At 35.1% G+C, this 13,804-nt stretch carries 14 protein-coding genes; 11 read left to right on the forward strand and 3 right to left on the reverse strand.

From position 1 onward, the window contains the following. The first annotated feature begins 267 nt into the window (after positions 1–267). From HCX49_RS05720 to HCX49_RS05730, 4 genes are all read left to right on the forward strand, one after another. A complete protein-coding gene (locus HCX49_RS05720; protein ID WP_168126459.1) occupies positions 268–2,049 on the forward strand; it encodes a hypothetical protein in 1,782 nt (593 codons plus the stop codon). A gap of 199 nt (positions 2,050–2,248) precedes the next feature. Continuing rightward, entirely contained in the window at positions 2,249–2,374 is a 126-nt protein-coding gene (locus HCX49_RS25660; RefSeq protein WP_262887323.1) for a hypothetical protein, read from the forward strand. Between the two features lie 47 nt (positions 2,375–2,421). Further along, positions 2,422–4,011, forward strand: a complete 1,590-nt coding sequence (locus HCX49_RS05725) for a hypothetical protein (protein ID WP_168126460.1) — start codon at positions 2,422–2,424, stop codon at positions 4,009–4,011. A 303-nt stretch (positions 4,012–4,314) separates the two neighbouring features. Continuing rightward, positions 4,315–4,764, forward strand: a complete 450-nt coding sequence (locus HCX49_RS05730) for a heavy metal-binding domain-containing protein (RefSeq protein WP_168126461.1) — start codon at positions 4,315–4,317, stop codon at positions 4,762–4,764. Positions 4,765–4,799: 35 nt separating this feature from the next. On the opposite strand, the gene HCX49_RS05735 is transcribed toward HCX49_RS05730, so the two are convergent. Then, on the reverse strand, positions 4,800–5,300 hold the full coding sequence (locus tag HCX49_RS05735) for a GNAT family N-acetyltransferase (protein ID WP_168126462.1): 501 nt from the start codon (positions 5,298–5,300) through the stop codon (positions 4,800–4,802). Between the two features lie 343 nt (positions 5,301–5,643). Here HCX49_RS05735 and HCX49_RS05740 point away from each other — a divergent pair, with 343 nt between their 5' ends. After that, on the forward strand, positions 5,644–5,877 hold the full coding sequence (locus tag HCX49_RS05740; protein WP_168126463.1) for a hypothetical protein: 234 nt from the start codon (positions 5,644–5,646) through the stop codon (positions 5,875–5,877). 29 nt (positions 5,878–5,906) lie between these two features. Then, positions 5,907–6,146 carry a hypothetical protein gene (locus HCX49_RS05745; RefSeq protein ID WP_168126464.1) on the forward strand — a complete coding sequence of 80 codons (240 nt, stop codon included), beginning with the start codon at positions 5,907–5,909 and terminating at the stop codon, positions 6,144–6,146. Between the two features lie 172 nt (positions 6,147–6,318). Here HCX49_RS05745 and HCX49_RS05750 read toward each other — a convergent pair whose 3' ends face one another. Together HCX49_RS05750 and HCX49_RS05755 are read right to left on the reverse strand one after the other, a co-directional pair. Beyond that, complete coding sequence (locus HCX49_RS05750) at positions 6,319–7,926, reverse strand: TlpA family protein disulfide reductase (RefSeq protein WP_168126465.1); 1,608 nt, start codon at positions 7,924–7,926, stop codon at positions 6,319–6,321. Between the two features lie 186 nt (positions 7,927–8,112). Next, positions 8,113–8,970: a hypothetical protein gene (locus HCX49_RS05755; protein ID WP_168126466.1), complete on the reverse strand. Its 858-nt coding sequence runs from the start codon at positions 8,968–8,970 to the stop codon at positions 8,113–8,115. Between the two features lie 835 nt (positions 8,971–9,805). Here HCX49_RS05755 and HCX49_RS05760 point away from each other — a divergent pair. From HCX49_RS05760 to HCX49_RS05770, 5 genes are all read left to right on the forward strand, one after another. After that, positions 9,806–10,696: a helix-turn-helix domain-containing protein gene (locus HCX49_RS05760; RefSeq protein WP_168126467.1), complete on the forward strand. Its 891-nt coding sequence runs from the start codon at positions 9,806–9,808 to the stop codon at positions 10,694–10,696. Between the two features lie 146 nt (positions 10,697–10,842). Continuing rightward, positions 10,843–12,051: a lysine--tRNA ligase gene (lysS, locus tag HCX49_RS05765; RefSeq protein WP_317166812.1), complete on the forward strand. Its 1,209-nt coding sequence runs from the start codon at positions 10,843–10,845 to the stop codon at positions 12,049–12,051. A gap of 17 nt (positions 12,052–12,068) precedes the next feature. Continuing rightward, on the forward strand, positions 12,069–12,338 hold the full coding sequence (locus HCX49_RS25710; protein WP_317166824.1) for an amino acid--tRNA ligase-related protein: 270 nt from the start codon (positions 12,069–12,071) through the stop codon (positions 12,336–12,338). A 525-nt stretch (positions 12,339–12,863) separates the two neighbouring features. Continuing rightward, positions 12,864–12,989, forward strand: coding sequence for a hypothetical protein (locus HCX49_RS25530; RefSeq protein ID WP_021187954.1), 126 nt, complete (start codon positions 12,864–12,866; stop codon positions 12,987–12,989). A 13-nt stretch (positions 12,990–13,002) separates the two neighbouring features. Beyond that, positions 13,003–13,767: an Rpn family recombination-promoting nuclease/putative transposase gene (locus HCX49_RS05770; RefSeq protein WP_317166825.1), complete on the forward strand. Its 765-nt coding sequence runs from the start codon at positions 13,003–13,005 to the stop codon at positions 13,765–13,767. Positions 13,768–13,804: the final 37 nt, after the last annotated feature.

The following is a 13,804-nucleotide window of genomic DNA, read 5'->3' on the forward strand; positions in this document are numbered from 1 at the left end:
AGAAGAAATCTTATTTTCTACCTGCTCCCTCAAAACATGCGGGATGATCTTGCACAGTTTTTCCGATTATTTGCTCAATCCACTTCTTTCAAAATAAAATACATTGCCCTATCTTCTAGTTTTTCTATGGTAAGCTACTATAAGATTTAAAATTGAAATTTACTGAACGTAAAATTTATTTATTTTAATTTCTTTATAGTGAATTAATTTTGTTATCTTAAAGGTTTTATATCAGCTGATAAATATTATTTTATTTAAAATAACATTATGAACCAACAGTCATATAGCCAAGATTCAATCTTACAAGTTTTTTTCAACGATAAGCCAGAGGTTCCAGAGTCTGGGAAAGATTCTAGTTTCCAAAACCAAGATCCCGACTTGAATTTCAAGGAATATATTGTTGGCAACTCTACGATTAAAAGCCATTACGTTTTCGGAAAAAATGCCACGCTGCAAAAGTCATCCTGCTTTATGGAACATGAACAAGCAATATATGCTGTTCCAGCACAGCCCGTTGTTACATTTCATATACAGGTGTCTGGAAACAACAAGATGAAATTTGTCAATGGGCAAGACGGGAGACTGATTAATGAACTGCAATATTGTTTATTATGGCAGAATGATCGAATCCTGTCTTATGAACTATCGCTATATGAGGCAGATTATTGTAGTTTACATTTCCGGCCTAGCCACTTTTTAGAGATGTCATACCGCATCCCTCTTTTAACAGAATTGGCAATGGAGGTCACTAGATCTTCACAAAGTGCGCTCGATTTCTATGTCGGCAAGGCTGACGAGGGACTGCTAGCATTTATTGACGCTATATTACTTGAAGTTAGGCACTATCATATAAGCGATCAGCGCTTTACTCATTTATGTGAATGCCTATTAATCAAGTCCATGGAGCTGCCAGTAGAGGTACAGCCTTTTCCAATAGATGCCTTAAAACGCACTTCAAATAGTGCTTTCTCAGATTTGGATGACGATACATTTATGGACGAGCAGAAGTTAAGGTTTGAATCTATTTTCCGTTATTATTCTAGAGATGCGTTGATAGCGAATTTTTATACGATCAAGCAAGAATATCTAGCGCTGAAAGAGGAACGCGCCAAGAGTAACGCCATTATGAAAGAGGTTAAGGACTGTTATCATGGTGTTATGGGAGATTCTGCCGATCTTTTGGCGGAGAGCTATTTCTGGGTAGCTGTAAAGTTGGAGGAGCAGATGAAAAGGTTCAATTTAACCGAGAAAGAGAAAGGTACGTTGGTAGAAGCGATCATTGCTGTCTGTGACCAGTCTTTTGAACTGAAAACACCTCGTGCCGATCAGCTGCAATTTTACACGCATTATACTGGGCAAACATATGTCGGCGATGTGGGTATGCAAGAGTTTGGGGAAATATTAAATATGTTTATCCCGAATATGAATCTCCCAACGGATAAATTGGATGGAAGCAGGGAATCCAGAGCTATTTTGGATCAATATATACAAGATAGTTGCAGCTTTACACCGCTATCGCATATAACAGAAAAAGGAGAAATGGATAAACCTCCGAAAGTCGTTGAACTTTACCACATGCTAATGCAGCGGATGGCAGATGAGCTTACCATAACCGATACAGGCGACTTCCAAAAGAGCGATCTTATTCGAATTCTTGATCATGCCTATCAACGAAATGACCTTTCCCTATTGCTTATGGTTGAGATTGAGCAACTGACAGATGATGGAGATTATGTTGAAAACCAAAAGTTCAATAAAATATGTTTGTGGCATTCGGTACTTGAGGAAGCCATCGATGAATGGTATGATACAGGTTTTTCCAAAGAAGAAGAGCTGATAAGCAATTTAATGCCTTTATATTTTCAATCGCCAGATAAAATTAAAGCTGTTGAGCGTAAAGTGATGGAAACAAAAGCAATATACGATGCTATGGTACCAGTTCTTGTTGATGTAGGCTTTACTATGGAATCCCTTCTGAAAAAAAACATCTTTTTACTAACCGCAGAGTCATTGATCGTTGCAGCGGAGAATCCATATAAAGAGAAGTAAATAAAAGTAAATATTATAAAAATAACTTCTTACCTCACTCTTCCGATTTTATTTTTAAGTTCAGAGTGAACATGCAAGCTAACCTATATTTTTTAATCGTACACCAAAGCTGTACAGTTAAATCGTAATTAGTTAGCAAGCAACGTTGTAAGAAAAAGCGAATTTTCAAATTTTATAAAATTCATTTAATTAATTAGATATGAGCGAAAAATCTTTACTGAAAGTATTCCTAAATGACAAGCCAGTCGTTCCTCAGGATAAGCTAAGTCTTCATATGTATGAAACTAGTACAGATGTTATTTTTCACACTGTTGATCATGTGTAGATGATGCACAGTTGACAAGCCATAATTTTTTGAGCAAGGATGTGAGTATGCGCGCATTTAAGTTCGAACTTAACAAGCCCATTACCCTCTATTCAATTCCTTCGGATCCAGTACTAACCTTTCATTTTCAGGTATATAATAGTCAAAAAACTAAGTTTGTACAGGAAGATAAAGGCATGTTACTCTTTGAGCAAAATAACCAGATATTCTGGCAAAATATGGAAACTGTCAAGTATGAATTTGAGCAAGGGTTATTCAGTCATTTTAACCTGTTTTTCAGACCTCATGTAATTTTAGAATTGGCGGAAAAGCACCCGGTTTTACGGGAACTGGCTATGGAGATCGCAACCAGTAAACGCACTGATCTAGATTTTTTTGTTACTGTTGCAGGAGCGGATATAGATGTATTGATCGATCAAATATATGATGAATTTCATCAAGCTTTCGTCAGTGAGAGAAGATTTAAGCATTTGGCAGAATGTCTGCTGCTGTGCAGTATGGGTATTGATATTACCGTTGATCCTCCTGCTCCAGGTGATATAAAAAAGGATGATGAATTTTTAGATCTTGAATCAGATGTTATAGGTATATTGGCGCGACAAGAGTTATTTACAAAAGACCAGAAACATTTTATTGCTCAGTATAAGTATTTCACTAAACAAATGCTTTTAGACGACTTTAATTTGAAAAAGCAAGCCTATATACAAAGGAAAAAAGCTGTTCGTATAAAGCAGAAACACCTTGCAAAGGTAAAAGAATGCTATTATGAAATAATGAATGATGTCTTAAACGTGCAGGCTTCAAAATTTTTCTTGATGGCAGAGCTCATTGATCATCAGGTTGATAAATATGAATGGAATAATCAGGAAAAAGAAATAATAGGAAAGGTTATTATTTTAGCATGCCGATTTGCTTTCCAAGATGTTCCGCCTTTAAAATTTCAGATAGAGCTATATAACAAGTGGAGTGAAAAGCCCTATATGAACCCACTCGGTTTTAATCATTTTAAAGAACTACTAAAAAAAATTAAACCCGAATTTACTATTGATCTACCTGATTTGGAGGTGTCCTACGAAAGTCAGGCAATTTTTATGGATCATGTGCAAGACCTATTTGGATATAGGCCTTTGGACCATTACAAAGGACTAAAAAATATCGAAAAACCGAAGGAGCTGACTGTACTTTATCAGAGGCTTATGCGAAAGTTCTTGGATGAAATCTCCATTAGCGATGCAGGCGAAATTACAAAAAGTGATGTGATCCGTATTCTGGATTTTAGTTATGACACGAATGATCCAATCTCTATGTTGATGCTCGAAATCAAACATTTTTCTGACGATAAACAGTATGTCTTTGCACAGGATTCAGATCTTCTGAGCGCTTGGTTATTGGCTCTGGCCACATATGATGTCGAACTGGATGAACAACTGTTTTTATTGGAACATGATCCGCGATTTGAGCTGATTACTGTTTACAATAATTCTCCTAAAAAGATGGGAGCCGTCGAGGAACATGTTAAGCTTGAAAGAAATCTAATTTTGCAGCAGACTGACTTAGTTGATAAGCACATTAAGCATCTCAAGGAGTGTCAAAGTAAAAATATGCTATTGAATATTATAAACCTCTTCAATTGTTGATTATTTTGAATACAGCTTTTTAATAGCTGGGCAAATTTTCATGATACCTCCTTGTGTAATAGAGATTCAGGGCAAATATTTTGCTGATGAAGTTTATTGTTTTTGTCAGCAAGAGCCTATTCTTACTGTTGCTTAAGCAGGGGACAGTAAACTCAATTAGCTTTACGAGGGCTTGGGGTTTATTTATATGGAACCCCTCAGGGCTCTGTCATTCCGTGAAGATAAATTATATATGATAAAGTGATTAACTTTAGGGCAAATTGTTGAGGGTAGCGAGCTTACCATCGACGAAATTGAACAGCTTTGAGTGAAATAGGAGCGGGATGCGTAGGTTTTTTCGTTGGGCACTCCCGCAATTATGAAAACAAACTTCAGGAGCTTTATAAGAGCGTAGTAGAGTCTTTAAAGCAAAATGCACGTAGTTATCTGGCAGATGCCGTTATAGGCTTCAGTGCCATATTGATGAGCCCTCGGGCAAAGGAACACGGATCGTTTATAGTCACCGCTATCGGTGCACCAGTATTGCTCAATCAGATTAAACATATACAAGTAGAATCAGTAGATGGAGATATCGATGGATCTGTTATTAAGAACAAAGTCAAAGCAAGCTTGATCATAGACCGCCATACCGGTACCTATACAATGGACAATGCAACAGCCGAGTTGATAGCCACATCCCGATTGACCGAATTTGTACCCTTGCTATTCAAAGCAATGAATGAAAGAGGGGAGGATAGAGTATTTAAATACTAATTTTTAGTATATATGATTACGATAGACTCCTAAATTTAAACTAATTTTTTTTCCATAATATAATCCTCCATTATAAAACCATCACCAATATCAATATTCTCTTCGCCGACTTTCTCGAAACCTATACCCTTATAAAAATCGATAGCAGAATTATCTCTATTCACATTTAGAGAAAGACTATGATTTTTGTTTTTCATTGCAATATCTGTAATTGTTTTCATGAGTAATTTTCCGACACCTTTTCCCTGTGATGCAGGAAGAATGTAGATTTTATGAATTTTTGTTTTCGACAAACCTTTATAATTCAATTCGTAAGAAGCATAGCCCAAATGCTTTATTTCATCTTTTACGATTAGAAACTGATGGCCCTTATTTGTGGTCTGTTCAGATAATGCATTTGTGCTGTACATCATATCAAGCATATAACTGATCTGTTCCTCTGATAAAATAGGGCCGAAAGTATCTGGCCAAGTTTCATGAGCGATCTTTTGGATAATAGGATAATCACTTGAAGTTGCAGTATAAATAGTAAGCATAATTATTTTGAATTTTTAAAATCTTTATTTTTTATTATCAACTAGTAATTGTTTAAATATAATAAATCATTGGTATTCAAGATGTACAAAATAAAATACATTAAAACTAAAATTTATAGTAAATAAAAGCTAATATATTTAGTTTTATTATTTATATTTGGATATTGAATAAGGATGGACACGCTTCAAGATAATCGGTTGCTCAACATTCTTGCGTGTTCATCCTGTTCAATAATTGGATTAAAGCAGGGTAGGGTTCTGTAAGTTCGCTTTATAGTAAAGGAATTTAAGATCGAAATTTAGACCTGTTGGAAGAAGGCGAAAACGATAAATACTAATTGCGATGAATGTACCATTGACAACCGAGATCTTGAAAGACTTAAAGCATAAGGGATATAATATCTTAAAGTCTGACAATAGTGTGGATGATGTTATACAGCATTTTGTCCCGACAAAAGTAAACGACCTATGGGCGTTTATGAGTGAATTTAAGGAAGAGTCTGCGACAGTCGTGATCGAGCAGATTTTGGACGTACCAGAAGAAGTGTTAGAAGGGAAATTCTTACGGGTTTTCTGATTGATCTATTAATTTAAAAAACTATACAGATGAATTTAAAGCAAATACACCAAGAATATATACTCAATCATCCTGAAGCTGTAAAAACTGCTAAGAGCAGAGGACAGCTAACTTTTAGACAGATTGCAGGCATTCGTGAGTCTGCCTTTAGTATGTCTCAGCTATTTACCATAGCAGATGGGGAAGAGATTATTAGACAAGGTTTTGCTAGATGGCCAGATGTCATCGCAGGGGAGTTGGAGCTATTCAAGAGGAGATTGGTCGATTAATATGTGGTGATTGGCTATTTTTTTTCTCATTCTAGAAGTTTTAAAAAAAAGAGAACATCGACGCTTGACTTCTGAAAATTGACTAGGCAGGTGTTCAAGAATCAGAATTATGATCTAAAAAACTCTTTAACTTATCTTCGGATTTTATTTCTAGCTGCAATCGAAGTGCGCATCAAATTGCCTCCATCAATTGATCATTAAAAAGTTGTGGATAATTTTTAGTGAGTTCAGATTTCCAATTATGCATTTGGAAATCATCATTTCTGATTGTACCATCCGGGTCCATCAAAACATACCTAGGGATACCGTTAAACTTAAATAGTTCGCGCAATGCCATATACTCATCTGCAGATACTCTATATGATTCAGACATATCATTTTCAACAATATAATTCTTATAAAAATCCACATCTGGTGTACCCACATTATCCGTTACGAAGACAAATACCAAATTCGGATTATCTTTGAGTTTTAACCGTTTTTCCTTCATTGATTCTATGCCTTGGCGACACGGTCCACACCATTGTGCCCAAAAGTCGACAACCACGACCTTGCCACGATATTTATCTGTCATCTTGGTAAAGAGTGCACCAGCAGGAGTATTTGGTAATAAATAACCGTCTTTGGATATTTTTACACGCTCCGCCAATTTAAGTGCTTCATTTTTTAAATCTTTATTGGTTAATACTGTTAACAGATCATCTGTCAGATTTGTAATCTTTATGGTGTCTGTAGCATAATCTAATTTAGACTTCAAGGTACGCAATTTAGCAACTTCTGTAACTAAGGTATTGGCTATTGTCGGATTAAACTTTTTATTTGCCGAATCCAACACCAAGTATAGGTTGCCTTTAAACTGACAATTCAAGGCATTATAATACTCTTGCGTACGAAAAAGTGGTGAAAATTCGAAGAGATTGATAAAACTTGAAAATTCATTTGGTACCAACAAAGCAAAATCGTTTAGGTTTAACCGAGTCATAAAATCAAAATAATCGGTCGGAAGAGGTTCTTTAAGAAAAGAATTTTTAGGATCATCTCTAAAAAGACTTTTTTTGGACATTTGGAGATCCATTAATTGTGTCGCATAGTAAAGTGCAATATCTGTATGGATCAGATTTTTTAATTTGGGTAAAAATCCGGATTTCCTAAAACGTACGTCTACTTCATGTTGCACCGAATCCCAAGCAGAAATAATTTGCATTTTTGTTTGTGAAATAGGTTGTTCCTTCAATATCTTTTCCCGATTTTGATAGAAAGCTCGAGGATTCTTTCCCCAATCAAAATCTTTTAATTGCTGGTTTTCGACAGCAAGAGGCCCCTCAAAACCTATTAATTCTAAGTTTTGATCTTGAGTAACTTTGAATCGCAAAGCTAACGTTTGCCCAGGTTCAATATAAAATGTAAACCTGTCATTTCTATATTTTATATAGGAAATTTCAGGATGTGTCACAGGGTAGCTCGCTTCAAAACGACCATCAGGAAAGATCTGAACGGTTGTTGGATAATCTTCCCTAGTTAGCTGATTGCTACTATATATTATGCCACTGGTAAATTCTGATTTAGGATTATAACCTTCAATAAATCCAATTAGTCTTACGGTATCATATTGGAAGAAATTATCCTTATAACTTACTTTATTTGTTTTTACTTTAGCCTTTGCTAGTTCTTTTATTATCCAGCTGTTCGGATCGGGTTCAGCAGATTGGTTTAGCGAAATTTGTGCGGTAGCACAATACAAAGAGAATAAAGAAAAAAAAAGGCACAATAAATATTTCATAATTTCAGGTTATCGGTGGCTATAAAGTTAAATAATTTTAACGAAAAAAAGAATATAAAATCGATTTTTTTATTTCCCTTTCCAATATGTGAAATACAGTAAATAGTTATTTGCGGTCAGTACCGTCCAAATAAAATGCAGAGATCAAAGAGCATAGTTGCTTGTACACTCACGGATTTAGATAAGTTAGTTTCCTGTGTAGTTTTGCATTGTTTTTGGAAGTAAAATTTGTACACTGCCATCTTTTTTTAATTTAATAAACATTTTTAATTTCGTGTCCATCGGCCTTCCGCTGTTGTACATTATTGCTGCTCTCCACTTAGGTTTATACTTGCCAAAATCTCTGTTCCTGTCCAGAAAAACAGCCCTTTCAGCAATATCGTTAAGCTCAGAGTTTTTTCCTCCAATTGATTTTACATCTGTAACCTTTCCAGTTTTTAAAATGATTATTTCTAGCACACAAATAGAATCATTAACAGCATCCGATTGGATTACACTTAATTCTTTTGCAATCTGCTGTTCCCGTGCCTCTATACTGCCCAAATATTTTGCAGGAAAACCCCATAATGGCATTATCTGTCCGTAGAAGTCTTTATGTGTAGTAAAGTAATATATAGTGCTATCTCTATAAATGGAGATTTTACTTAAGTAATTTATCTCATCATTTTTAGGTAGATTTTGAGGATGTATTTCCTTGATAGATGGTAAATGCAGCCACGGATAATTTTGATTTAAGATATATTTATCACCCTCAAAATTTAGATCAAAATAATAGTTATTTTCTATATGCAGAAAAGATTGTGAAGTATCTCCATTTTTTCTATCAAATATTGTGGTCTCTTTTGTAAATAATTTAGTGAAGAATGCTTTTTCATTTGAATATCCTATATCTATATGAGTTATATTATCATCTTTAATGCTGTTCTTGTCAGAGGAAAATATTCTTGTTTCAAGGAATTCATTGTAATGCCGTTTAGCGATTTTGTTTTGTGATAATACATTTAATGACAGTAAAAGAGTGCAAAAAAATAGGAGATATTTCATATACAAAAAATGTTATTATAGATTATAGACAATGATTTGGATGTCATTACAGATTAATAGATTCTCCTGAATTTCTTTAAAATACATTAATTTTCTGTTTCGAATTGAATAACACAATATCCCAACTCATTAAGGTGATATTTTATGGAAGTATTATATAACTAATATAGTATAAATTTAACAAATCATTGGTATTCAGAAGGTATAAATAAAAATAGATAAAAACTAAAATTTATAGTATGTAAAAGCTGATATATTTAGTTCTATTATTTGTCTTTGGATATTGAATAAGGATGGACACGCTTCAAGATAACCGGTAGCTCAACATTCTTTCGTGTTCATCCTGTTCAATATTGGATCAAAGCAGGGAAGGATTCTGTAAGTTCGCTTTATAGTAAAGTAATTCAACTGTGTTACCCGATAACAAGCGTTTAACATCTGGATAATATTTAGGATTTTATAAAGTCGGATTCAATAGTGATTACAGCTTTTAGTTTCTTGGCAATTCTATGAACTGATCATCAGTCAAATTTCTATAACAACAAGACTGTGATGTAATCAATATCGCTACGTCAGTTATACAAGGTCACTTGCATTAATTTAGGAGACCTTTCTATTTTTATTACCCAGTCATGTTATTCAAGAATTAGCTCCAATGAGGGCCTTCTCAATATATCTTCTCTTTTCCAGATCTCTGGAACCTTTCGAATAACAATCTAATGTGTTTTACCTAAGACAATTGTAGCACGGTATGACAAGACGAACAAATGCATTTAATATTTGTTGGTAAATAACGAATGTTTTTATTAATTTGTAGTGTAATAATGATGTGATTATGGTAAATGTATCGATAGTAAATTTCAAAGATATTCTTCGTTTCAATCAAGAAGCTATTTACGATTTTGAAGAGAGTATTCTGGTCGCAGATGTAGGTATTCGTGATTTGCATATTACTCGCATGTTTCCTATAAGAACATCTTTTTTTATGTTCGTCCTCGTTGAACAAGGCACTATGCGTATTGAGCTCGATTATAGCATTCATCATTTATCCAAACAAGATTTTCTTCTTATCCTACCCGAGCATATCTATCAAAGCATATCAGGTAGCCCAGATACCCGATATCGACTTATTTTTGTAGAACAGGCATATTTTGAGACAATGAACAGGTCAAAAAACGATGTGCTAAAAACTAGTTTTTTAAATATCCGTAAAGATCCTGTTATCCATCTTTCAGAGGAGGAATTTAATGTACTCGCTTCTTGTCATGAAAGACTAGAGCAGCGAATGCCGGCCATACATCATTTCAAGAAAGATATTATTAATGCACTCTTGCTGGAATATGTAATCGAGGCCGAAAACATGATGATAAATCATCATGAACATCAGGTAAACCAAAGTAATTTAACCAGGCAGGATATTATTTTTCATAATTTTTTAACATTATTGAAAAAAGATGTCATCCATCAGCACCATGTATCATTTTACGCTGATAAGCTATATATCACACCCCAGTATTTAGCTTCGGTATTAAAACAGCTTACAGGTAAAGGAACTAAAGATTGGATTGCTGATGCTTTATTGGTTGAAGCAAAGATTATGCTCCAACACTCACAGCAATCTGTACAGCAGATATCCGATGCTCTTAATTTTTACGACCAATCCACATTCGGTAAATTTTTCAAAGCACGTACCGGGCAAACTCCCAAAGCATATCAGAATTTATGATTTTTAACTCCAAGTGTTCACGTACCTTCGATTATTACCAATAATGTACTGTTAATTCACACCCATTACCGTATTGATTTGAGATTTTTGTGTTTTATATATTCCTTCAGTATTAGAAGAGAAATATAGCATAATGAAAGTAAAATATGGAATTGAACGAACAGGAAGTAATTCGTCGTGAGAATCTCGAACAATTACGAGAAATGGGGATAAATCCTTATCCAGCCGCAGAATTTAAGATAAACGCTACGACATCCGATATCAAGCAGGGTTTTAAAAAAGATGAAGTAAAACAAGTCACTATTGCCGGCCGTATCATGAGCCGTCGTATGATGGGAAAGGCCGCATTTGTAGAACTGCAGGATCCGTACGGTCGCATTCAGCTTTACATCAGCCGTGATGATATCTGCACAGGTGAGAATAAAGATTTATATAACATCGTGTTCAAAAAACTATTGGATCTAGGCGATATTGTTGGCGTTGAGGGAAATGTCTTCAGCACCAAAACTGGTGAGATCTCCATTCATGTAAAGCAATTGCAGATTCTTTCAAAATCACTACGTCCTTTACCCGTTGTAAAACATAAAGAGGGCGTTGCATATGACGCATTTCTTGATCCTGAACAGCGTTACCGTCAACGTTATGTTGATCTTATTGTTAACCATGGAGTCAAAGAAGTTTTTCTTAAAAGAACGAAAATCTTTCAGTCAATGCGCCAGTTTTTCATTACGAAAGGTTATGTAGAAGTTGATACACCAGTTCTTCAGTCCATCCCGGGTGGTGCAAGCGCAAGGCCATTTATTTCTCATCATGAAGCATTAAATATACCCTTATATCTGCGTATTGCCAATGAATTGTACTTGAAAAGATTGATTGTCGGCGGATTTGATGGTGTATTTGAGTTTTCACGTAATTTTCGCAATGAGGGTATGGACCGTACCCATAATCCCGAATTTACCGTCATGGAGATTTATGTCCCTTATAAAGATTACAACTGGATGATGGCATTCACAGAGCAGCTATTGGAAAGGATATGTCTTGAGGTTTTGGGTACAACTGAGGTACTGGTGGGAGATACTGTTATCGATTTTAAAGCACCTTATCGACGAGTAACTATGGCTGGTGCCATACAAGAAAATACGGGTGTTGATATCCGTAATATGACCGAAGAAGAATTACGACGTACTTGTATTGCCCTCGGCATAGCACAAGATGAAAGTATGGGTAAAGGCAAACTAATAGATGAAATTTTTGGGAAGACCAGTGAAAAGAAATACGTACAACCGACTTTTATTATTGATTATCCCATAGCAATGTCGCCACTATGTAAAAGTCATCGTGATGATGCCTCTTAACAGAAAGATTTGAGCTTATCGTCAATGGAGTAGAATTATGTAATGCTTATTCGGAATTAAACGATCCGATCGAGCAGCGCTTAAGATTTGAAGAACAACTTCTGCTTCAGAAAAAAGGAGATGATGAGGCTATGTACATTGACCAAGATTTTCTACGTGCATTAGAATATGGTATGCCTCCCACATCTGGGATGGGTATTGGTATGGATAGGCTAACGATGTTACTTACCGGCCAAACGACCATACAAGAAGTATTACTATTTCCGCAGATGAGGCCAGAAGCATGATTTAATTTGTCTTCTGGATAGTCAGTAATGATTACAATATTGTTATTCACGAAATAAGTTTTTAAAAAGTCATAGCCTGAATCAATATGGTCAAACATTATGCGTCTAAAAACAACACCCATTGGTGCATCTGTATTTTCAAGTTCAGTTGCACCTATTTTTTTGCTGTCAAGAATTATGTCGTAAAGTTTTATTGTCATTGCTCGCGTGGATGCAGTTTGGAGGTTTTACCAAGACCGATTTAGTGACTTTGGTAAATGACGAAGGTAACTGGAAAGTATCTCAATCGGTCAATTCTTATAAGTAAGCAAGTTTAATCGATATATTAAGTAGAAGCCATGTCGTAAGATATGGCTTTTTTTGTGCCCGGAAAGCAAGACTAGGTTAACATGTTAATGCTTTTGTTGCTTGCTAGCCGACAGCAAACGTTTAAAAACGACTACAAACGTTTAATAACCGGCTAATAATTTTAGTTTTCCTGATGTTTGCTTAGCAATATTAATTATTTAAGCAAAGCATATTATTATGAAAAAGACAAAAAGTAGCATGGGCAAGTATGTTGGTTTTAGTGGCGACTGGAGCTTTAAATTCTATTTTGGCAGGGAAGAAAATAAGCCGATTTTAATTTTGATTTTTAAATGGGCTGTTTGAGGGAGAGAAAGTTATTCAGGATCTTCATTATCGGCCAGTGGAGCAGGGTGGCGATGTTGAAAATGAGCGTAAGGTTATTTTCGATCTCTATTGTACCGGTATTGATGGGGAGCATTTCATTATAGAGATGCAACAGCTTTATCAAGATTTTTTTAAAGATCGGACCGTTTTTTATACATCCAGGCTTATCAATAAACTTATACCCAGGGGCTATAAGGGAAATACATACGAACTTCCCGAAGTATATTTTATTGGTATCTTAGAATTTGAGTTAGGAGAAACAGAACCGGGAAAGTATTTTTACGATGTTGCTCTTTGCGATAAGCAGAGTAGTCGTGTTTTTTATGAAAAGCTTGGTTACAAGCTCTTAGTATTACCAAATTTTAATAAGAATGAGGTTGATATAAAGACAGATATGGATATGTGGCTATATCTATTGAAAAACATGAGTAAACTTGATAAAATACCTGATTTTTTGGATAAGCGGGTATTTGGTCTTATCTTTGACATAGGCGAAGTCGCAAAATTAATACCGGAGGATAAGATGGCATACGAAGCAAGTTTAAAACATAAGCGTGATGCAGAGAATACCTATTCTACTGCTCAGCGTCTTGGACATGATCGAGGTTTAAAAGAAGGTTTAAAAAAAGGTATTGCTCAAGGCCAACATCAAAATGCTATTGAGACAGCTTTGAAATTTAAAAATATGGGTTTACCTTTAGAACAAATTGCTGAGGGTACCGGCCTTACCGTCGACGAGATTGAAAAACTGAAATAAATCAAATAGGTCATATAAAACACATAAAGCCATTCTG

This window comes from Sphingobacterium sp. B16(2022) (genome assembly GCF_012030425.1).
Lineage (GTDB): Bacteria > Bacteroidota > Bacteroidia > Sphingobacteriales > Sphingobacteriaceae > Sphingobacterium > Sphingobacterium anhuiense.